The organism is Sphingobacterium spiritivorum (assembly GCF_016724845.1).
Lineage (GTDB): Bacteria > Bacteroidota > Bacteroidia > Sphingobacteriales > Sphingobacteriaceae > Sphingobacterium > Sphingobacterium spiritivorum_A.
Window position 1 is genome coordinate 3,220,436 of the sequence record NZ_CP068082.1, and the last position, 21,052, is coordinate 3,241,487.

Consider the following 21,052-nt stretch of genomic DNA (forward strand, 5'->3'; position numbering starts at 1 on the left):
CCTAATTTAGACTTCTGTATTCATTCGGCGTATAGCCAACCCTTTGCTTAAACAATCTGCTAAAGTGTTGAGGATATCTGAAGCCTAATTCATATGCGATTTCACTGATCGTCTTATTACTATCGAAGATCTTGTCCTTCGCAATATCAATAATTTTATTCTGGATGTATTCCTGAGCAGATTTACCGGTCTCTTTTTTTATAAGGTCTCCAAAATAATTAGAGGAGAGATTCAGTTCATCCGCAAAATAAGCTACAGAAGGTAAACCTACACTGTAAGGTTTTTCAGAAGCGAAATAACTGTTCAGTGATTCTTCAAATTTCTCTAATACACCTTTATTTACATTATCTCTGGTGATAAATTGTCTGTCATAGAACCTTTCACAGTAATTCAAAAACAGTTCGATATTAGAGACGATCAACTGCTTGGTATGCTTATCTATACTATGTTTCAGTTCGTATCGGATCTTGTCAAAACAATCCAGTATAATCTTTCTTTCCTGTTCGGACAGATGCAAAGCCTCATTTACTGCATAGGAAAAAAAGGTATAGTCCCGTATCTTCTTTCCAAGAGAGGTACCTAATAGTAAGTCCGGGTGAAAAACCAGAGCCGTGCCCTGAGGTTGATAATACGTATCTCCGTTTTCACCTATAACCTGACCGGGTGCCAGAAAGATCAAAGTACCTTCTTCGTAATCATAATTATTCAGACCATAACGAAGATCCCCGCAATGTATTTTTTTAAAGAATACAGTATAGAAATCATACTGCAATCTTCTGAGCTGACGCGGTTCAGCTTTATCAAGATCAACAATACTTACCAACGGGTGTAAAGTCTCATTGTTATTGAATACGTTGTATTCATGAATGTTACGAAAATTAATGATATCTCCCATGGCCTTCGTTTTTATCTATACAAAAGTATACTTTATAAAATAAGAATACCAATTGACAAACTCTTACAGGTAATATTGGTACCACAATCCGTAATCTGTATACAATTTCATTGCAGATCAAATCAGACCTTTGTACTATCAGGAGTTCTGTATGACGGATATGAAATGGTTCTCTAAACATATTAAAGTTAAAACAATGAATAAATTCAACATAATATTAGTATTGGCAGGTCTTTCAGTAAGTTGCAGCACCTATAAAGGAGGAGCAGCGAAAAATGTACTGACCATAGAAGAACAGGGTAGTTTTGCTGTTGGCGGCACCAAACGGACTGAACCGGGTTCTTTTGATGTGAACAATGCATTGAAACCTCAGGGACAGACTTATCACGGCGATCATGCCTATGCATTCTATCAAAAACCGCTTCACGCTCGTAAATATCCCCTGATTTTTCTGCATGGTGCAGGTCAGTCTAAGAAAACTTGGGAAACGACAGCAGACGGGAGAGAAGGTTTCCAGAACATTTTCCTTCGCAGACAATTTTCGGTTTATCTGCTTGATCAGCCGAGGCGTGGGGATGCGGGGAAGAGCATGGTCGAGACCACAATAACTCCAGCAGCGGACGAACAGTTTTGGTTTACACAATTCAGGATAGGAAATTATCCCGACTATTTTCCCAACGTACAGTTTCCGAAAGACAAGGCTTCTCTTGAGCAGTTCTTCAGACAGATGACGCCAAATACAGGAGCCTTTGATGCAAATGTTATTTCAGATGCTGTATCTGCATTATTTGAGAAGACTGGTGAAGGCATTCTGGTTACTCATTCACAGGGAGGAGGTCCGGGTTGGATGACAGCCATCAGGAATGATAAGGTAAAAGCCGTTGTAGCCTATGAGCCGTACAGTTCATTTCTGTTTCCGAAAGGTGAATTGCCTCAGCCGATAAACTCGACAGGACTTTTCGGTGCATTGAGTGGCGTGGAAATAGCATTGTCGGATTTTAATAAGCTCACCAAAATACCGATTGTCATTTACTATGGCGATAATATAGCCAAAGAACCCAGTGCGATCTGGAATAAAGATCATTGGCGCTCCGGCTTAGAAATGGCAAGACGATGGGCAGAGACTGTCAATAAGCATGGCGGGGATGCAACAGTGATCCATCTGCCTGAAGTCGGGATCAAAGGTAACACCCATTTTCCATTTTCAGATCTCAATAATATTCAGGTAGCTGACGAGTTATCGAAATGGTTAAAGGAGAAAAAACTGGATTAAAATAAAGAGAAGGGCAATGAAAAAGTTGATGAGGTATTGGATGTTATTCAGCATCGTTTTATTTACGGGAGTATCCTGCTCTGCCGAGCAGTCCGGAAAAGAAAAACTACAAACTGAAAAAGGTGAGAACTCAGGAAATCCGAAGATATTAATTGTCTATCTGTCGCGAACAAGAAACACGAAAGCTGTTGCCGAATTGATCCATCAGAAAACAGGCGGTGATCTGGTATCTTTGGAATTGGTTACGCCGTATCCGGAGCATTATCAGACAACTGTGAATCAGGTAGCAGATGAAAATGCACGTGGTTACCTGCCTCCGTTAAAAACAACCTTTGAAAACATCGCTGATTACGATGTGATTTTTGTCGGGTTTCCAACCTGGGGTATGCAATTGCCTCCGCCAATGAAGAGCTTTTTGAATACCTATAAACTGCAGGGGAAGACGGTGATTCCTTTTAACACCAACGGAGGTTACGGCATTGGAAGTACCTTTGAAACGGTCAAACAATTCTGTCCGGATAGTAAAGTTCTGGAAGGATTTTCTACGAGGGGCGGCGTGGAAAAAGACGGGATACTGCTGGCCATAGAAGGAGACAAGGAAAAGCAGGTACAGGTGGAAGTGGACAACTGGCTACGGAAAATAGGGCTGACTGAATAGCCAGACTTTCGATTAATCTTCATTTATAAATCAATAAAAACTCTTTGCTATGAAAACATTCACCCTCACGTTATTTTTAACCGTTTTTGGTACAGTATACCTGTCCGCACAACAGTCTGATGTGGATAAGGAAATCATTGCACTTTCCAAAGAAAAATGGAAGTGGATGTCGGATAAAAATGTGGAAAAGCTGGACGAACTCTTTGACGGGAAATCAATGTTTGTGCATATGGGCGGATCATGGGGCAAGCAGCAAGAGCTCGATGTAATCAAAAACGGAAATATCTGGTATAAAAAAGCAGATATACATGAAGTGTCTGTAAAAATAATTGAAGAAACTGCCATATTATTAAACAGAATCGATCTCCTGGCCATTGTCGGTGGAAATGAAGTAATAAATCCATTTATGGTAACGGAAGTATATATCAGAAAGGATGGAGTCTGGAAACTGGGTTCGCTGTCATTTACGAAGTTACTTACTCCTGCTAAGAACTGATATACAGCAATCAGCGGAATGCTGAAAAGGATGAATAAGTAATATGGGTAGGGAAAACCGTAATACGTATCCGCAAAAACTATAATCTGATGAGGATCTTTGTAGGGTCAGGATTTTTAGAGAGAAATACAGATTTAATATATGCTGAAAAATACAAAAATTATGCTGAAGAAAATAAAATCAATACTGTTTGTCGTGACCGTAATTTTTACAACTGATGCGAATGCTCAAATGTCAGAAAGTCAAAACCTGAATGCACAGCAGCAGGCGTATATTGGCATTGCAGCATTAGCAGGAAAAGGCGAGCTTTCAAAGTTAAAAACACAGTTAAACAAAGGACTTGATGCCGGATTGACTGTCAATCAGATCAGGGAAGTACTTATACACGTCTATGCTTATGCCGGATTTCCCCGGAGTCTCAGAGGTTTACAAACCTTTATGGCGGTGGTGGATGAGCGTAAGGCAAAAGGGATTGAAGATATATCAGGGACTGAGGCATCACCTATAGCAGATCAGCAGCCTAAGTACGATAGAGGAAAAGCTATACTGGAAGAGCTGAGCGGTATCACTGAAAGCGGGCCAAAAACCGGATATGCTGCATTTGCCCCTCCTATAGAGATCTTTCTGAAAGAACATCTCTTTGCCGATATTTTTGAACGGGATGTGCTGACGTATAAAGAACGGGAACTGATAACCGTGTCCGTACTTAGCGGTATCGGTGGAGTCGAGCCCATGTTACGTTCTCATTTTAATCTGTGTCTGAATGTGGGATTAACACCTGATCAGTTGCAGCAGTTTGTAGGTGTTATCAAATCCACTGTCGGCAGCAAAGAAGCAAAAGCAGTACAGCATGTTCTGAACGAGGTATTGAACAGTAAGAAGTAGAATCTAACAATATTCAAAAGATGAAAAAATTATCATTAATAGTCGCATTTGCGATGTCAATAGCGGAAACAGCTAATGTGAATGCACAAACTAAACAAAAAGAACAGGATAAAAATCCTTACACTCTGGTATATGACGGAGCTATTATTAAAAATGAAAAAGGAAAAGTAAATATCCATCCTGTCACATATAAATTAAATGGGATTGATATCGCTGCCAATGTGTATACACCTGCTGATTACGATGCTGCAAAGAAATACCCGGCCATCGTGGTCGCACATCCTAATGGCGGTATAAAGGAACAGACAGCCGGGCTGTATGCCCAGCGTCTGGCTGAAGCAGGTTATATAACCCTTGCTGCGGATGCAGCTTATCAGGGCGCAAGTGGCGGAGAGCCTCGTCATACAGACAATCCTGCATTCCGTACAGAAGATATTCACGGTATGGCTGATTTTATCAGTCAGTATGCAGGGGTAGATGAGAGTCGTGTAGGTGCTTTAGGTATCTGTGGCGGGGGTGGTTACACCCTTAAAGCTGCTCAATCTGACAAAAGACTTAAAGCAATTGCTACGCTAAGTATGTTTAATTCAGGAGAGGTAAGACGCAATGGTTTCCAGAACTCTCAGATAAACACGATCCAGGAGCGTCTTCAAAAAGCATCGGATGCGCGTAGACAGGAAGCCGAAGGTAGGGAGATCCTTTATTCAGGCGTAGCAAGTGTAACAGACGACGAAATAGCCAAAACTCCGGCAGGCTTGTATCAGGATGGATTTGTTTATTATTACAGGACTCATGCACATCCCAATTCAACTTTCCTGTATACCACTAGTAGTTTACTTGACTTAATGACCTGGGATGCTACTAATCAGATTGAATTGATAGATCAGCCTTTGTTAATGATGGCCGGAAGCAAAGCCGATACAAAGTATATGACTGATGAGGCATTCCCCAAAGCAATCAATGCACGCAACAAGGAGTTATTTTTGATTGACGGAGCCAGTCATATTGAGACCTATTGGAAGCCTGAATATGTAAAGCAGGCAGTTCATAAACTGGATAGTTTTTTTAAAGAATATCTGAAATAAATAACGACGTAAATGACCTTTCCCAATACCGGGATTAGTAATGCGTATATTGTACTATCTGTAATCGCAACAAAGGTTAGCCGGTTAGCATCTTCAAAAATTCTATAAAGTTCATCTTACACATTTTAATACTTAATATCCATTCACAATGACATACATAAAAGTAATTTCTCCTTTGATAATCGCTTCCATGCTGGTTGCATGTGAAGGCAATACTCAATCTGTTGAAAATAAAACCTCGGAAATGAATAACCAGATCTTTGAAAAGGGCGAAAAAATAGCCAATGATAATTTTACCGGAACAGCCTGGCTGAATAATCTGGTCACAGCAGATAGTATCAATCAGAATGCTGTAGGAAGTGTAACCTTTGAGCCCGGAGCAAGAACAAAATGGCATTCCCATCCGGCCGGACAGATTATTCTGGCACTCGATGGTGTAGGTTATTATCAGGAAGAGGGAAAGGAAAAAGTGGTCATAAGAAAAGGTGAAGTGGTAAAATGTCCGGTGGACGTTCCGCATTGGCATGGAGCCAGTGCGGATACAGCATTTGTACAGGTAGCCATAACCGGCCGTGAAAAAGGGGAAACGGTATGGCTAAAGCCGGTAACTGATGCAGAATACCATAATGGTCCAAAACATTAAAGGTTTTAGAAGCATTAGACAATTTTCTTTTTGAATTTCATATTTTTATTAGCACAATAATTAACTTTGCGCTGAAAAGAATTGAAATCATTATTAATGCTAAATATAAAACTAAATGGCTGAAAATTGTCGTAACTGCAATGCACTTATTACCGGTAATTATTGTTCAGATTGTGGGCAAAAAGTGAAATTGGATAGGATAAACGGTCATTATATTAAACATGAAATTGAACATGTCTTACATTTTGAAAAGGGAATTCTTTATACGATAAAGGCATTACTGCTTCATCCGGGAGCAAGTGTTCGCGAATTTATTTCCGAAAACAGAAACAGACTTGTCAAGCCGATCATCTTTATTGTTATCACTTCACTCATTTATTCGTTGACGGCACATTTTTTTCATATTGAAGAAGGGTATATAAATATTGCGTATGCAAAGAAAGCATCTGCCGTTAACTATCTTAATCAATGGGTACAAGGTCACTATGGATATGCGAATTTAATAATGGGAATCTTCATAGCAGCCTGGGTAAGATTATTCTTCAGAAAGTATGATGTCAATTTTTATGAAATAATCATCCTTTTATTTTTTGTAATGGGTATCGAAATGTTGTTTTGCGCGCTATTTGCACTATTGGAAGGAGTGACCCATCTGCCTTTGGCACCGGTTGCTTCAGTGATCGTATTAATATATACAACATGGGGAATTGGTAATTTCTTTGGCAAAAAAACGGTTAATTACCTGAAGGCCTTCTTTGCCTATGTGTTGGGTACAGTTTCTTTTTCTGTAGCCATCCTGATTATCGGTACGATGGTCGATTTATTACTAAAACACTAATTGGTATTCAGATATCCTCTGAAGAATTTATAATACGGTATCTTTGTACGGTAAAAGCTCAAAACAGTATGGGAAATATCATCATAAATAAAGTTACGCTTAGTGATGTAGATCAATTGCAACAGATTGGTAAGCGGACGTTCTCGGAAACTTTTTCCACAGAGAATTCGGCAGAAAATATGCTTAAATATCTGGATGAAGGATTCGCATTAGATAAGCTGACCGCCGAACTTCAGCATCCGGATTCTGAATTCTATTTTGCTGTGCTCAACAGTGAAGTGATCGGTTATCTGAAACTGAACCAGGGACAATCTCAAACAGAACTTAAAGATGATAAAGCACTCGAAATTGAGCGTATCTATGTGTTGAAAGAATTCCATGGTCAGCAAGTCGGCCAGTTGCTATATGATAAAGCAATACAAGTAGCACAGGAAAAAGGCGCCTCTTATGTATGGTTAGGAGTATGGGAAGAAAATCCGCGGGCCATCCGGTTCTATAAGAAAAATGGTTTTGTGGAATTTGATAAACATATTTTTAGATTGGGTGACGAAGAACAAACCGATATTATGATGAAACTGCAACTGGTATAGAATAAGCAACTGTTGCTATAATAAGATAAAAAGGGAGCTATTAAAACTTATTTTAATAGCTCCCTTTTTTTGTTCTTACCAGTATCTGTTTACTTATTCAGCACATATTTATTTAGAATATATGGAGTTACTGGTTTCAGTCTTTTCTCCGGGAAAAGCGGATGAAATCCGCTGCCAGTATAGAATTCTGCACTATCCACGGTTATTTTAGTATACCAGAGGTTATTTATGGAACTTATTGTCAAGGTCTCCGGAACATTTATTTTTCTGAAGTTGAACAGTTTTGCAGAGTCTAATGCCAATACTGTTGCACCTTCTACCTTTTCCTGACAGGGGACAGATTTGTAGCGGTCACCCGTCCAGTACATGCAGCCCTGACTTCCATTGTATGCGAACATATATGTCCCTCCGCATAATGTTGTTGCTGCCATCAGACTCAAAGCTGTTTGCTTAATATTTCGTTTGAACCATGGTTTTTTAGGGCCTGGGGAAACAGTTTCTCCTGGCTCTGTTTCTTCTTCTCCTGGTGGTAAGTCTTTAGGAGGATCGGAAGTGATTTCAGGCTCAACTGGTTTATTTGCTAGTCTCCATTCTTCAAATGGTCTCGGGGTAAAGTCTACAAGCCATGCTAGAAGTTTTATGTTTTTATCTTCTGTATCTCTAGTTTCACGTTTGAGATAATTTATAAGAGGTTTGAACTTATCAACATCCTTAAATTTCCTAATACTTTGAGCATAATCTGTCACATCATTTCCTATTTCGAAGAATTCCCTGATAATATCTCTGTCTGTTTTTAGAAACCTTCTTTCAAGTACCGTCAAGCATTCTCTTCTTAGTTTAGCTGGAGTAGGACATTCCAAATTCTGAGAAAGTTCATGCTTTTCTTTCTTATTTAGATAAGAATTTAGTACTTCCTTTTTATAATCATCAAACATCATTTCAAAAATTTAGAATTAAAAATACACCGGAATTTCCGGAATCTTTTACGGTTTTCCGGAATTCCATCGGAATTGATGGAATCATCGGAATTGTTTGGTAATTAGTTGGTTATGCGTATTAATTTTGTTTCAGCAATCAGGTCAAGCTTTGATTCAATAGCTGAATAAAGATACAAAACTGATTTCAAAAAAGAGAAGATAACACGGAGGTTAGTAGCCGGTTTGGGAAGCAGTTACCCGCTTCCGTGTTTGAATCTCACACACTTCCCAAAAATTTCAGAAGGCCTTCTGATTTACAACGTGTAGCAATCGCCGCGATCTGTTTCGCGGTGAACTACAGAGTATTTCACTTTTAAAATTTTTGACTTATGTTATCATTTTTTATTGCTTTATTATTAGGACTTATATCTCCTTCAGGCACACCGACAACTCATAACAATAACGGTACAGCGACAACCTATAACAATACTAATGATCCGGATACACCAGATGACGGAGATACAGGTGGAGACACAGGGCAGGTTCGTCCTAAATAAGAATAAAAAAGTAGGGCAGGGTTAACCGCCCTACTTCTTTTAGAATATTTTCTTAATTAGATTTAGAATATCAGAATTCCTGATATTACTTTGAATACAAGAGTGTGCTATAAAAGAATACTTTATGCAACACAAATAAACCAAAGGGATATACTCTTTGGTTTATTTTTTTGTAATTTAGAGGAAATTATACTTGTCTTGAGACCTCTTTTTTTATACTTGTTGTTTATATCTTTTTTATCCTGTAGCAAAGAAGCTGATCATCAGGAAAAAGTGGTTGTTAACCCTTACTTTGATAAAGCATTCGAATTTGTTGAAATAAATAAATTGGACAGTGCTTTTATCTATTTTGATAAGGCAAAAGAATTATTCCTGTCAGTAAATGATAGTTTAGGAGCTGGTAAATGTTTAATAAATAATGCAATCACGCTAACAGAACAAGGCGACTTTTTTGGAGGGCAGGAAACATCCTTAGAGGCGATCAAATATTTAAATGAAAACATAAAAAAGCACCACTATTATCTAGGCTCCAATTATAATAATCTTGGAGTTGCAACATATAATCTAAGAGACTATGATAACTCTTTAAGGTTTTATGAATTGGCTGTTAAATTTTCAGAAGACTCTTTGAATACCCGTGTTTATCTAAATAACATGGCAAAAATTTATCAGGAAATTGGAAACTACACGGAGTCATTAAAATTGTTTCAGCATATTCTTGTTGGAACAAGTAAGAATAAAGTTGAATATGCACGTGCATTAACTAATATCGCTTATACAAAATGGCTTCAGAATCCCAATTACGATGCTCGTCCAGAGCTTTTTAAAGCATTAGCAATCCGAACACAAGAAAAAGATCTTTGGGGACAGAATTCTAGCTATGCGCATCTTTCAGATTATTATCATAAAAGCATTCCCGATTCTGCATTATACTTTGCAAACCGTATGTATGCTGTAGCTAAAGAGATAAAAAGTGCGGATGACCAATTGGAGGGCTTACAAAAACTGATTAAGCTTAGTCCTGCGGCTTTATCAAAGCATTATTTTGAAATTTATCAGGCACTTGATGATAGTGTACAGACAGCCCGTAATGCAGCAAAAAATCAGTTTGCGTTGATACGGTATGAGACAGAAAAACATAAAGCAGAGAACCTTAAACTTCAACAGGATAATACAAAGAAAGGATTCATGCTTGTCAGTTTGCTGTTTCTGGTTTTATCGGGCTCAGTTATAGTCATAATCTTGTATAGAAAACGACGGCAACGTCTGGAATTGAAAACGGAAACTGCTATCCGGGAGAATCAGTTGCGAACTTCAAAAAAGGTACATGATGTAGTTGCGAACGGATTGTATCGGGTGATGACCGAAATTGAGAATCAGGAGGAATTAAACCGGGATAATGTGCTGGACAAACTGGAAGATATGTATGAAAAATCCAGAGATATCTCCTATGAAAAAATTGAATTTGAACACCAGAATTTCCATGAAAAAATAGCGGCTCTGTTAAGATCTTTTGCGACAGACCAGGTCAAGGTTGTATTGATCGGAAATACCGGGGAACTGTGGAAGAAAGTGGATGCAAAAGTTAAGTATGAGGTAGAACATATTCTCCAGGAATTCATGGTGAATATGAAAAAACACAGTGGTGCCAGTAATGTTGCTGTGAAATTCGAAAGGAATGATAATCGGATCCGGATCTCTTATTCGGATAATGGAATAGGCATCAAAGATAACCTTCAATTTAACAATGGTTTGAAAAATACGGGAACCCGTATTGAGAATATTCAGGGAGCAATTACCTTTGAAACTCAAACGGAAAGAGGATTGAAAATACAGTTTTCCTTTCCTGTATCTTAAATTGACAAAGGATGTTTAGAAAAGTATTAATTGCAGAAGACCAGGAGAGTGCCAATATTTCAGTACGGAAAACACTGGCTGATCTCGGAATACAACATACAGACTATGTGTATTACTGTGATGACGCTCTTACACGTATAGAAAAAGCTTTGAAAGCAGATCAGCCTTATGATTTGCTCATAACTGATCTTTCTTTTGAGGAAGATCAATATCGGCAGCGACTTCCTAATGGCGATGATCTTATCAAAGCAGTCAAACTGGAACAACCAACAATAAAAATCGTTGTATTTTCCGCAGAAGATAAGTCACAGGTAATTGATACGCTCTTTGAAGAGTTGAGTATCGATGCCTATGTCAGGAAGGCGCGTAATGATGCCCAGTATCTGAAAGAAGCTATTAATACCATCTACCAGAATCGGAAATACCGTTCTCCTAATCTAAAGCCAATTGTTAAAGAACGAAATTCTTACGAATTTGCTGATTTTGATATCACAATTATTTCCCTGCTCTCTCAGGGAGTTCTGCAAAAAGATATACCCTTCCATCTGCAGCAGCGGAATATTAAACCTTCCGGACTAAGCAGCGTAGAGAAACGTCTTAATCATATGAAAGAATCTCTCGACTTTACAAAGAATGAGCAACTCATTGCTTTCTGTAAAGACATCGGGATTATATAAGTTCCTGATCTAAATCATAACTATATTTTTCAAGTACAGATCTGTTCCGGATAAAAGGAATAGCAGGATTTCTGGTGCTTTAACTGAACTTCTTTGATAGGCTGTAAAGTTTCTATGATCAGTCTTCTACTGTTTTTTTTGTGATGTTTTGTGGATATAAGGGAATAGTTTCTATTCCCTTCCCTTTTAAGGATAGCCCCCTTTTTATAGTTTACAAAATTCTCCGTCATAAATTTTAAAAATACTTCTATGCTTTACGGGTTCCCGTAAATAAAGCCCTCACCGCCTTTCTACTTTTGAGGAGTTAAACAATTAAAAAAATCAAAATGGGAAAATTTATACTGACAAAAAGAACAAACGGTGAATACCAGTTTAACCTCGAAGCGGCCAATGGACAGGTTATTCTCACCAGTGAAGGATATAAGACAAAGGCATCCTGTCATATCGGCATAGCATCAGTAAAGACTAATGCTCCTATGGATCATCGCTTCGATAGCAAACAAGCCAGAAACGGTGCGTACTACTTCAATCTCAAAGCCGGAAACGGAGAGATTATTGGCACCAGTCAGATGTATGCCAGCGGTGCAGGTCGGGATAATGGGATCGCTTCCGTAAAAGCAAATGCACCCGATGCTGAAATAATAGATGAAACGATCTAAGCTGATGGATATGGAACTTAAACTTAAACTGGAGCAATTACACCAACGTGTAAATGGTCTGAAAGATCAGATCAATACCGAAGAAGCCACAAAGAATGCTTTTGTGTTGCCCTTTATTCAGCTATTGGGGTATGATATCTTTAATCCCACAGAAGTAATACCCGAGTTTATCTGTGATATCGGTACCAAAAAAGGAGAAAAAGTAGATTATGTGATCAGAAATAATGATGAACCCATTCTGATCATTGAGTGCAAACACTGGAAAGAAAATGCTGATGCCCACAACTCACAGTTGCATCGCTATTACCATGTCTCCAAATCCCGGTTTGGAGTATTGACCAATGGGTTGAAATACAATTTCTATACCGATCTGGAGAAGCCGAATATAATGGATGAAAAACCATTTCTAACCATTGATATTGAAGATCTGAAAGACAGCTCCATTAAAATTCTGGAAAGCTTTGCTAAGAATCAGTATAACCTGGAAAATATTCTCGATTCGGCAGAAGCCTTAAAATATATCAAAGCCATCCGAAAGGAATTTGAAAAAGAAATTGAGAATCCTTCGGACGAAATGGTCAAACTGTTAGTGAACCGTTTTTTTGATAAATCGTTAACGGCAAGCCGTATGACGGTATTTAAGGAGTATACTAAAAAAGCCTTGACAGTTTCAATCAACGAATCCATCAGCGACCGGTTAAAGTCTGCCTTGCATATCAATGAGAAAATCGAGAAACAGGATAGCAGTAAGCCGATTTCTATAGATGAAAATAAAGACATTGAAAAGGTCATTACTACTGACGAAGAAATGGAAGCCTTCCAGATTGTAAAAGCTATTCTTCGTGAAAAAATATCTTCCGAAAGAATTGCACACCGAGATACGCAGTCTTATTTCGGAGTCTTGTTGGATAACAATAACCGTAAGCCAATCTGTAGATTTCATTTTAACACCTCTAACAAATACTTAGAGCTATTCCATAACGGAAAAGATGCCGGAGAAAAGATAATGCTGACCGATCTGGATGAAATCTATAATCACAGGGCTGAGTTACACCTCACAGTGGATAATTATTAGCCTTTATTACAATGAGATACTTTCGATTTATTTGGATTTGGATTAAAAATTCTTTCAATCTTGACGAACCATCTTTTGTTCTTTTTGATTATGTAGATTACATTGCTGAAGAGAAAAATCATTTTGTCTTTACCTGGAAAATGGAAAATGCTTTCCGCTTAAAGATCAAGTCTGCAAATTTTAAATCTTTTTTGGTAGCTGGATCCACATACATAACTCTTCTGGAAAAGGTAGAAAATTTAGAAGTGATTATATCCAGTTCTTGGAGGAGCCGAAAGTATCTAGTAACCCTTAAACACATTACTTTAGATACATCACTGGATTTTATTTTAAATGTGAGATCTTCTTTTTCTGCTGAGATCAATCTGATGACAACGCAACCAAAAATTTCAAGATTCACTATTAATTCATTTAAAGCCAAACTTATGGATAAGAAGTATATCCAAAAAGTTATTAATCTTTCATATCCCAATTAACATCTTATGGACAAGGAACTTTATCAATCCCCTAAATCTAGTAGTTTTATGCGCCTTTTTTGGAAAGCCGCTGGTGCAGATCGTTTTATTTTGGAACGTAGTACTTACGCTGATCAGATCAAATATGTTTGTCTCGGAGGTATTATTATAGCAACTGGTGTAATGGCAGCTATCGCAGGAGGATACGCTTTCTATACCATATTTGCACCTAAAGGTAATGCTATAGATTCGTTTAAAATGGTTGGAAATGTTGCTGGTGACTATGATCCAACACATATTCCGACAGCATTAATGTCTATCGTGTTTGGGATGATATGGGGGGCTATAATTTTTAATATTGATAGGTTTATAGTAACCTCAACTGGTAAGGGAGATGGCACTGAGGCTATCACCAAAAAAGAATTATTAGGTGCTCTACCAAGAATTATTATGGGGGCTATTATAGCACTAACCATATCAAAACCAGTTGAGATTAGAATGTTCAAAACTGAAATAGATGTAGCTCTGCATGATAAGCAGATACAACAGCAGCAAGCATATAAAGCTAATATTGATAAGGTGTTTAATTCTGAAATAGAAAAAAAGGAACAAACTATAAAAACCACACTGGAAAAAATTGCTCAATTGGAACAAATCAGTACACAGCGTAAAGCTGATATAGCTTTTGAAACTTCTAATGGTGATTGTAAGAGTAAGTGTATGGAGTTTAAAAGCCAGCTAGCTGCCAATGAGGCTGAAATTACTTCTATTAAAGGCGATCCCGAATACATTAAGGTCAAAAAAGAATTAGATCAGTTAGAAATTGATCGGGCAACAAAACTTAAAGAGTCAGATAAGGTATCAGCGGGTCTGGATGGATTATTGGAGAGGATCAAATTGGCACATGAACAAGCTGGCTGGGTAATCTCTCTATTTGTTACGTTACTTTTCATGACTATTGAGTTGACTCCTATTTTTTTTAAGCTCATGTTGATAAAAAGTCCTTATGATTACATGGAAGAGAATATAAAAGAACTCATAAAGGCAGACAAAGGTATTGAAGTGCAGTACAATTTTTTTCCTGCAGAAGACGGGAGAGAAGGACATGAACGTGATAGTATAACGAATCATCAAGTTATCAAATTACTGAAAGAAAAAATTAGTTTACTGGAAGCGCAAAGCGAACTGAGTGCTAAAGCAATAGCCACCTGGAAAATTCAAAAGCTTAATGATATAGAAGAAAACCCTTCTGACTATATGAAAGAAAATTGATATGGGAAAGCTACATTACCCTAATGTAATAAAAGAGAAGTCCATCGTGTCGTTAATAGGTATTGATTATTACCTTTTAAAAAAATCCAAACATAATTTAATCAAGTTCTACATTTCAGGAATTCTAATTATTTTGATTCTGTTCATTAGTTTTTTCTCCGTTTTCTATGGATTTGAATTAATGTTTAAGATGTGGTATGCAGAGCTCTTGTTTTCCCTGTTTTTCTCTTTAATGTTTTGTAATATCTATGTTTTTCTCATCCAGACATTTTCAAAAGAAGTATTCCCTGGTCCAAAATTAAAGTTTTTCAATCTATCCAATATTTCAAGAGTAGGGTTTGTGCTGTTAATCGGTTTTCTAATTGCACAGCCAATCAAAATATTCTTTTTGAGAGATCAATTAAAAATAGATATACGAAAACACAAAATGGAGTTATATCAGAATTTCTGTTTGACAAATAAAAATCTGTATATATCTGAAATTAATAAATTAAATCTTAAAAAGAAGCATTATATGCTTTTTGGAGAAAATACTTCAATGCTAAATCAACTTACTAAAATTGAGGAGCAATTGAATGATATAAACAATCGAATAGATCAAGCTAATACTGCTGCTTTTGAGAAAATAAATCGTTCCGATTTTTTTATTAAAAGAATAGAAATTGCTGGTAGGTACCGTTTAGGTGTGTTGATTAATGTATTGATATTAATAATTTTCTGTGCGCCTCTATTACTTATATATTCTATTTCAGGAAATCGCGGATATTATCAGTTAAAAAAGGAAAAAGATAGAGAACTAGTTATCCGTGAATATGAAAATTTTAAAGAAAACTACACCAATACTTTTGTTTTGAAATATGGATTATTCGGTGTTAGTTTTTATGAGCCATATATCGACCCCCCATTTAATACCATACGTAAGCAAAATCCCTACTATCGTTCTCAAGATGATTTTTTAAAACAATTTCCCAATGATTGATTTTGAGAAAAATTATTATACCATTCTTGAACTTCAAGAAGGAGCGACGATTGAAGAAGTAAAACGCTCATATCGTCGATTGGTTAAAAAGTATCATCCCGATCTCCATCCTGGAAATGAGGAGTATGAGGTTAAAATACGTCAAATTAATGAAGCTTATGAAGTTATCAGCAATGAGGAAGATAAGGCAATTTACGATGACTATAGGAAAAGACACAAAGAAATAAAAGAAAAGGATAGTAAAACTGATCCGCTCAAGTCTAATAAAAGACAGTATGTAAGAGAAAAGACTATAACTCAGGAAACGCGTATTTATATAAAAGGAAAACTTCAGATTAAATATAAAGGAGTCTATATAGAAGAAGGTTCTGTCAATTTTCTAAGTGAAGTATTTTATAGAATGGAAATCTTAGAAGTGAACGCAGAAATTCAATCTTCTGATATATCTATTACCGATGAAGTTGAAGGAGAATTTAAATCCGTCTTTGAAAAATTTCAACCATTAGAATTAGATCTTAAATTACCTGTAAAAAGCGTAATATTTGATGGTGAAAAGTCTGTTAATTATGCTCTCAATATACAAAGAGTTACTATTCCTGTGCCTCGAATAGAAAAGGTTACCAAATATGATAATGAAAGTTATGGTGTTTTAAGCGGAATCTTCTACGGTTATATTTCGTCTTTTAAAACTACAATAGAAGAGGAGATTGTTACTGAATGTTTTGGGGAGACTGGTAGAACAGAGACACTTGAAGAAGATGGTCACAAATATTACAGAAAAGAGTATTTCTCAGCGGATTGTACGACTTATTGGGGTGAATGGGTTAGGATTGAGACACGTGAGACCTATGTTCCAACCGGAGTAGTAGAAAATAAAGGTAATTATTACCGAAATCAATATTTTAAGAGTGACTATAAAGATGTTTATTGGGGTAAATGGAATTATAATTCTCAATATAAAGCAACAAACCCTTCAGGGTGTTTGGGAGGTAGTTTGGGGTGGTTAACCATGCTTATAATCACTGTTATATTTATTTTCATTTTTCCAGCTTTAATCTTTTTTCTACTATTTCCTGCCATATTATTCCTTTTAGCACTGTTACCACCAAGTATTTTAAAGTGGATTTTAAGATTTTTCTGGATGGCCCTTGGTTGTCTTTATTTGTTAGGATTTGTTAGTCTTTTTACGGAGATAAATAAAGCAAAGACTAAAAGTCAGCGTCATTCGCAGAATTCATTAGTTCAAAAGAGACAAATACGACCAAAGCAACAACAAATTATAGTAAAAGATTCTATGATTGTGAATCATGTAAAATGGGAAGATTATTCAGAAAATACATATGAAGGAACATATACCGTAAAATCAGCTGACTTGAGATCTTCCGCATTTAACAAGCTTAATATTCCAATAGAAGCCACCAATCAGCAAAACTATAACCGTATTATTCATACATTAAAAGAGTTTGATCAAAATAAAATGGGAGGACTTTATAGTATGTTTGATTCCATAAAAACAGAAAAAAAGCTTGATCAAAAGGCTTTTGCTGAAAGTATAGTTTCATTTGTTCAGAGTATTCCTTATACACTTATATTGCCAAAGGATTGTAATCCCTCTCTTTATCAGGATGAATTCACGACAAAATATTTGACTTCAGTTGATGCTTATTGTGAAGGAAACCAAAGGTTCGGAATAAATAGCCCGGTAGAATTTATATCAAATCTTAAAGGTGATTGCGATACGCGTACTCTATTACTTTATACCATGCTCAGCCACTATAAATATGATGTAATTCTGTTGAGTAGTTCACATTATAAACATTCTTTAATCGGTATAAATCTGCCTTATGCTGGAATTAGATTTCCATATAAAAAATCAAACTATAGTCTTTGGGAAACAACGACATACAAAGCAGAAGCGGGTGTAATTCCTAATAAAATATCAAATCTTAATTATTGGAAAATATCTCTAAAATCTAAAATAAAATGAACAATTTAAAATTTATCATTGCCTCGTTAATCATATTGATTGGAATTATGCTTTTTCTCACGATGTTAAATGTAATATTGAGAAAGTTTAAAGCAAAGTATGATGAAGAAGGGAATATCAATCTTTCTTTTGGGATTTGGTTCTCTACACTTTTTATTGCTTGTACATTAATTCTTGAGAAAACCTTTTTTAAAACTACAGAATCGGTCGATATTCTATTAAGATTAAACACGGCGGATGTTTATTTGGATATTGGTAAAGCAACAGGGTTATTGATAGGTTTGGCAATTCTGTGGTTCTTTTTCTGGTACTTCATCAGTCATTTTTTAATTAAGATCGTAATTAGAGAAACTAATGATGAAGCACAGATGGCATCTAACAATTACAGTTATTTTTTAATTAAAGGAATAGCACTATTAGGGATAATTGTATCTGTTTCTGACTTGTTGACTATGATATTAAATCTTTGTGTTCCTTCCATAGAAATCCCTTTATTTAATTAGCATACAACTACTTTTTTGTAATATTTCTAAAATATCAATCATGAAAACCTACCTCATATTCCTCCTGATCATTAACAGTATCACCTGTACCAATCCACGAACTGAAAATAGTAAAGATGTTCCGGTTAATGCCTTTGCAGATACTAAAAGTACATCCGGTACGAGTGCCGGATCAGCTTCAGATAAAGTCTATATCTGCAGTAGTAAGACCGCCAAAAGATACCATTTCAAAGAAAACTGCAGAGGTTTGAGCAACTGCGGCTCAAAGATCGTCAAGACTACGATTGAAAAAGCAAAAAATAACGGCAAGACATTATGTGGCTGGGAAGACTGATCCTGCTGATCACATTGCTGACCTGCTTCTGTCCGGTACACGGACAGAAGCAGATCCGGCAACCGTTGCAGAAAAACCTGAAAGGGCAGACCTTCAGCGCCAAAGTGATCCGCATTATAGACGGAGACAGCATGGAAGTGCTGTATGAAGGTCAACCGCTCAAAATACGGCTGTCACATATTGACAGTCCGGAGTTGAAGAAATCACAACCCTATGGTAAAGCCGCAAAAAAAGCCCTATCCGATTTGTGTTATGGGCAGTACGTCACAGTGCAGATAGAAAAATACGACCGCTACGGCAGGGCTATAGCTCTTGTTGTGAATACCAATAAACAGATCGTCAATCAGCAAATGATCATACAAGGTATGGCCTGGCACTTTAAAAGATACTCCAAAGATCCATTGTATGCCCGACTCGAAAGAGAAGCCCGAAAGAACAGGGCAGGCCTCTGGAAAGATCCCGATGCCGTGGCGCCATGGGAGTGGCGGTCGGTGAGGAGATATTCATCAGGCAGGATAAAATCCTATTCCGGCAGGTTCAATTAGCTTAACAATTTTCATCGTCATTTCATCATTTTTGCTTACATATTGTCATGGTCCGGACAGTTGATTTGTATCTTTTTTAATACAATTAATTTGATTTAAAGTTTTGTTAATCAATTACTTGTGTTTATTTTGATTGTGCTGTTGTGACTTCCGGAAGGTAAACCATTAAGCGCATAAAAAACTGGTCTGTAAATTGATTATATCTGATTATGATTAGATTATTAAAGATTTTAATGATAGTTGCAGTAGTCGGGCTCTTAGGCTGGCTTGTTGCTGACAAATTTAGTCCCAAGACCACGGTAGAAAGTAAACACCAGATATTGATAGAACGCATAGAGGCAATGGGTAAACTGGAATTGGTAAAATACCGTTTCAGCGATGTAGTAGAACATAAGAATGTATCCACGTTTTTGCCGGATGCCAGTGTGTTGTTGATTATTAAGGCTGATGCCGTCGGTTGTATCGATCTTACTAAACTAAAGGCAGAAGATATCACAGTCACAGGAGATTCGGTATCTATAAAACTTCCGCAACCGGAGATATGCTATATCAAGATCGACCACAAAGCTTCCCGTGTATACGATACAAAGATGGCCTTTTTCAGAGAAGCCGATCTGGTAGACGAAGCGTACAAAAGTGCCGAGCAGGAAGTTGCTGCTGAAGTGCGTAAATCGGATATTCTGCAACAGACACGTACAAATGCTGTCACGGTATTCAAACCACTGTTGACAGGTCTGGGATTTAGTAAAATGAGTTTATCATTTGAATAATATGCTATTCCTGCTCATTACAGAATGAGCAGGAATAGTAACTTTTTCAGCCTTAGCATTCAGAACTGTTCTTAGTCAAATACAATCAGAGCTTTAATGACATCTGCATCTTTGTCAGATAAAGTTCTGAATTTATCTTTGACCTCATTGAAAGCGACGCGGTGCGTAATAAAGTCCAACGGCTTAATCTGCCCATTACGAATACAGCTTATAACAAAATCAAAATCCAACGGAAGAGCATTTCGGCTACTCATCAGTACCGCTTCTCTTTTGTGAAACTCGGGGTGAACAACTTCTATCGTACCCTTTTGTAGTCCTATCATTATAAATTTTCCGCCATGAGCCAGGTATTCAAAGCCATTATTGATCGCATTCAGATTACCGGTACAATCTATAATTACGGTTGCCATATCACCATTTGTAATAGTTTTTATCTGCTCTGATGCATCCACCTTTAGTGGGTTGATAGTATGCTCTACGTCCAGTTTTTCCCTGCAAAAGTTTAGTCGGTTGTTATTTACATCCAGTACCATTACATTTCCTCCAGCAATTTTGGCAAAAGCAATAGTCCCCAATCCGATAGGACCCGCTCCTAAAATCAAAACATTATCTCCCGGTTCAATGTGTGCCAGACGTACACCGTGTGCACCTATAGCAAGAGGTTCTACTGTCGCCAGTTCCTCTGCTGTCAATCCTTTTCCTGTGAGCAAAGAAGAAGTAGGAACTACAATATATTCCTGCATAGCACCATCAATATGGACTCCGAAAACCTTGATGTTCACACAGCAGTTTGTCTTTCCTCTGCGGCAGGCTATACATTTACCGCAATAGAAATATGGACTTATTGTCACCAGATCGCCTGTTTTAAAGTCTTTGTTTTCCTGTGTCTCTACTACTTCTGCAGCAATTTCGTGTCCTAATATTCTCGGATAACTGAAAAATGGCTGTGTTCCTTCAAAAGCATGGTAATCCGTTCCGCATATTCCCAGTCTTTTCATCCGAAGCAGGGTATAGTCAGCAGGCAAAGCCGGAATAGATTCTTCTGTATATACAAACTCTCCGGGAGTCAGACAGACAAGTTTTTTCATTATAAAAGTTGGTT

24 protein-coding genes are annotated in these 21,052 nt (G+C 37.1%); 21 read left to right on the forward strand and 3 right to left on the reverse strand.

Annotated features, from left to right (window positions below):
- Window position 1: 1 nt before the first annotated feature.
- Window positions 2–895: a helix-turn-helix domain-containing protein gene (locus tag I6J03_RS13585; protein WP_003011890.1), complete on the reverse strand. Its 894-nt coding sequence runs from the start codon at window positions 893–895 to the stop codon at window positions 2–4.
- 196 nt (window positions 896–1,091) lie between these two features.
- On the opposite strand from I6J03_RS13585, the gene I6J03_RS13590 reads away from it, so the two are divergent.
- From I6J03_RS13590 to I6J03_RS13625, 8 genes are all read left to right on the forward strand, one after another.
- Window positions 1,092–2,168, forward strand: coding sequence for an alpha/beta hydrolase (locus I6J03_RS13590; RefSeq protein WP_039990538.1), 1,077 nt, complete (start codon window positions 1,092–1,094; stop codon window positions 2,166–2,168).
- A 16-nt stretch (window positions 2,169–2,184) separates the two neighbouring features.
- Window positions 2,185–2,826 (forward strand): flavodoxin, encoded by a 642-nt coding sequence (locus I6J03_RS13595; protein WP_003011894.1) that lies wholly within the window; start codon window positions 2,185–2,187, stop codon window positions 2,824–2,826.
- A gap of 49 nt (window positions 2,827–2,875) precedes the next feature.
- Entirely contained in the window at window positions 2,876–3,322 is a 447-nt protein-coding gene (locus I6J03_RS13600; protein ID WP_003011896.1) for a nuclear transport factor 2 family protein, read from the forward strand.
- Between the two features lie 162 nt (window positions 3,323–3,484).
- Window positions 3,485–4,207 (forward strand): carboxymuconolactone decarboxylase family protein, encoded by a 723-nt coding sequence (locus tag I6J03_RS13605; RefSeq protein ID WP_198137143.1) that lies wholly within the window; start codon window positions 3,485–3,487, stop codon window positions 4,205–4,207.
- A gap of 20 nt (window positions 4,208–4,227) precedes the next feature.
- On the forward strand, window positions 4,228–5,292 hold the full coding sequence (locus I6J03_RS13610) for an alpha/beta hydrolase (protein ID WP_003011900.1): 1,065 nt from the start codon (window positions 4,228–4,230) through the stop codon (window positions 5,290–5,292).
- Window positions 5,293–5,440: 148 nt separating this feature from the next.
- Entirely contained in the window at window positions 5,441–5,935 is a 495-nt protein-coding gene (locus I6J03_RS13615; protein WP_003011902.1) for a cupin domain-containing protein, read from the forward strand.
- 115 nt (window positions 5,936–6,050) lie between these two features.
- Window positions 6,051–6,773, forward strand: a complete 723-nt coding sequence (locus I6J03_RS13620; protein ID WP_003011904.1) for a DUF3667 domain-containing protein — start codon at window positions 6,051–6,053, stop codon at window positions 6,771–6,773.
- Between the two features lie 68 nt (window positions 6,774–6,841).
- Window positions 6,842–7,363, forward strand: coding sequence for a GNAT family N-acetyltransferase (locus I6J03_RS13625; RefSeq protein WP_003011906.1), 522 nt, complete (start codon window positions 6,842–6,844; stop codon window positions 7,361–7,363).
- Window positions 7,364–7,452: 89 nt separating this feature from the next.
- Here I6J03_RS13625 and I6J03_RS13630 read toward each other — a convergent pair whose 3' ends face one another.
- Entirely contained in the window at window positions 7,453–8,301 is an 849-nt protein-coding gene (locus tag I6J03_RS13630; protein ID WP_003011908.1) for a hypothetical protein, read from the reverse strand.
- 368 nt (window positions 8,302–8,669) lie between these two features.
- Between I6J03_RS13630 and I6J03_RS13635 the strand changes: the two genes are divergently transcribed.
- From I6J03_RS13635 to I6J03_RS13695, 13 genes are all read left to right on the forward strand, one after another.
- Entirely contained in the window at window positions 8,670–8,837 is a 168-nt protein-coding gene (locus I6J03_RS13635; RefSeq protein ID WP_003011910.1) for a hypothetical protein, read from the forward strand.
- Window positions 8,838–9,110: 273 nt separating this feature from the next.
- A complete protein-coding gene (locus I6J03_RS13640) occupies window positions 9,111–10,694 on the forward strand; it encodes a tetratricopeptide repeat-containing sensor histidine kinase (protein ID WP_236586227.1) in 1,584 nt (527 codons plus the stop codon).
- A gap of 11 nt (window positions 10,695–10,705) precedes the next feature.
- A complete protein-coding gene (locus I6J03_RS13645; protein WP_003011917.1) occupies window positions 10,706–11,371 on the forward strand; it encodes a response regulator in 666 nt (221 codons plus the stop codon).
- A 326-nt stretch (window positions 11,372–11,697) separates the two neighbouring features.
- Complete coding sequence (locus I6J03_RS13650; protein ID WP_003011922.1) at window positions 11,698–12,030, forward strand: YegP family protein; 333 nt, start codon at window positions 11,698–11,700, stop codon at window positions 12,028–12,030.
- Window positions 12,017–13,105 (forward strand): type I restriction endonuclease, encoded by a 1,089-nt coding sequence (locus tag I6J03_RS13655; RefSeq protein ID WP_003011924.1) that lies wholly within the window; start codon window positions 12,017–12,019, stop codon window positions 13,103–13,105. The genes I6J03_RS13650 and I6J03_RS13655 overlap by 14 nt, the downstream gene beginning before the upstream one ends.
- A gap of 11 nt (window positions 13,106–13,116) precedes the next feature.
- Window positions 13,117–13,581, forward strand: coding sequence for a hypothetical protein (locus tag I6J03_RS13660; protein ID WP_003011926.1), 465 nt, complete (start codon window positions 13,117–13,119; stop codon window positions 13,579–13,581).
- Window positions 13,582–13,587: 6 nt separating this feature from the next.
- On the forward strand, window positions 13,588–14,832 hold the full coding sequence (locus I6J03_RS13665; RefSeq protein ID WP_003011928.1) for a DUF4407 domain-containing protein: 1,245 nt from the start codon (window positions 13,588–13,590) through the stop codon (window positions 14,830–14,832).
- A 1-nt stretch (window position 14,833) separates the two neighbouring features.
- Entirely contained in the window at window positions 14,834–15,811 is a 978-nt protein-coding gene (locus I6J03_RS13670) for a DUF4407 domain-containing protein (protein WP_003011931.1), read from the forward strand.
- The gene (locus tag I6J03_RS13675) at window positions 15,804–17,798 is read left to right on the forward strand and encodes a J domain-containing protein (protein WP_003011933.1); all 1,995 of its coding nucleotides are present in this window, start codon (window positions 15,804–15,806) and stop codon (window positions 17,796–17,798) included. The genes I6J03_RS13670 and I6J03_RS13675 overlap by 8 nt, the downstream gene beginning before the upstream one ends.
- Window positions 17,795–18,301 carry a hypothetical protein gene (locus I6J03_RS13680; RefSeq protein WP_003011935.1) on the forward strand — a complete coding sequence of 169 codons (507 nt, stop codon included), beginning with the start codon at window positions 17,795–17,797 and terminating at the stop codon, window positions 18,299–18,301. The genes I6J03_RS13675 and I6J03_RS13680 overlap by 4 nt, the downstream gene beginning before the upstream one ends.
- A gap of 40 nt (window positions 18,302–18,341) precedes the next feature.
- Entirely contained in the window at window positions 18,342–18,635 is a 294-nt protein-coding gene (locus tag I6J03_RS13685) for a hypothetical protein (RefSeq protein WP_003011936.1), read from the forward strand.
- Complete coding sequence (locus tag I6J03_RS13690; protein WP_003011938.1) at window positions 18,617–19,180, forward strand: thermonuclease family protein; 564 nt, start codon at window positions 18,617–18,619, stop codon at window positions 19,178–19,180. The genes I6J03_RS13685 and I6J03_RS13690 overlap by 19 nt, the downstream gene beginning before the upstream one ends.
- Before the next feature lie 209 nt (window positions 19,181–19,389).
- On the forward strand, window positions 19,390–19,950 hold the full coding sequence (locus I6J03_RS13695) for a DUF4230 domain-containing protein (RefSeq protein ID WP_003011940.1): 561 nt from the start codon (window positions 19,390–19,392) through the stop codon (window positions 19,948–19,950).
- 71 nt (window positions 19,951–20,021) lie between these two features.
- Here the strand turns inward: I6J03_RS13695 and I6J03_RS13700 are convergent, their stop codons facing one another.
- Entirely contained in the window at window positions 20,022–21,038 is a 1,017-nt protein-coding gene (locus I6J03_RS13700) for a zinc-binding alcohol dehydrogenase family protein (RefSeq protein ID WP_003011941.1), read from the reverse strand.
- Window positions 21,039–21,052 lie beyond the last annotated feature (14 nt).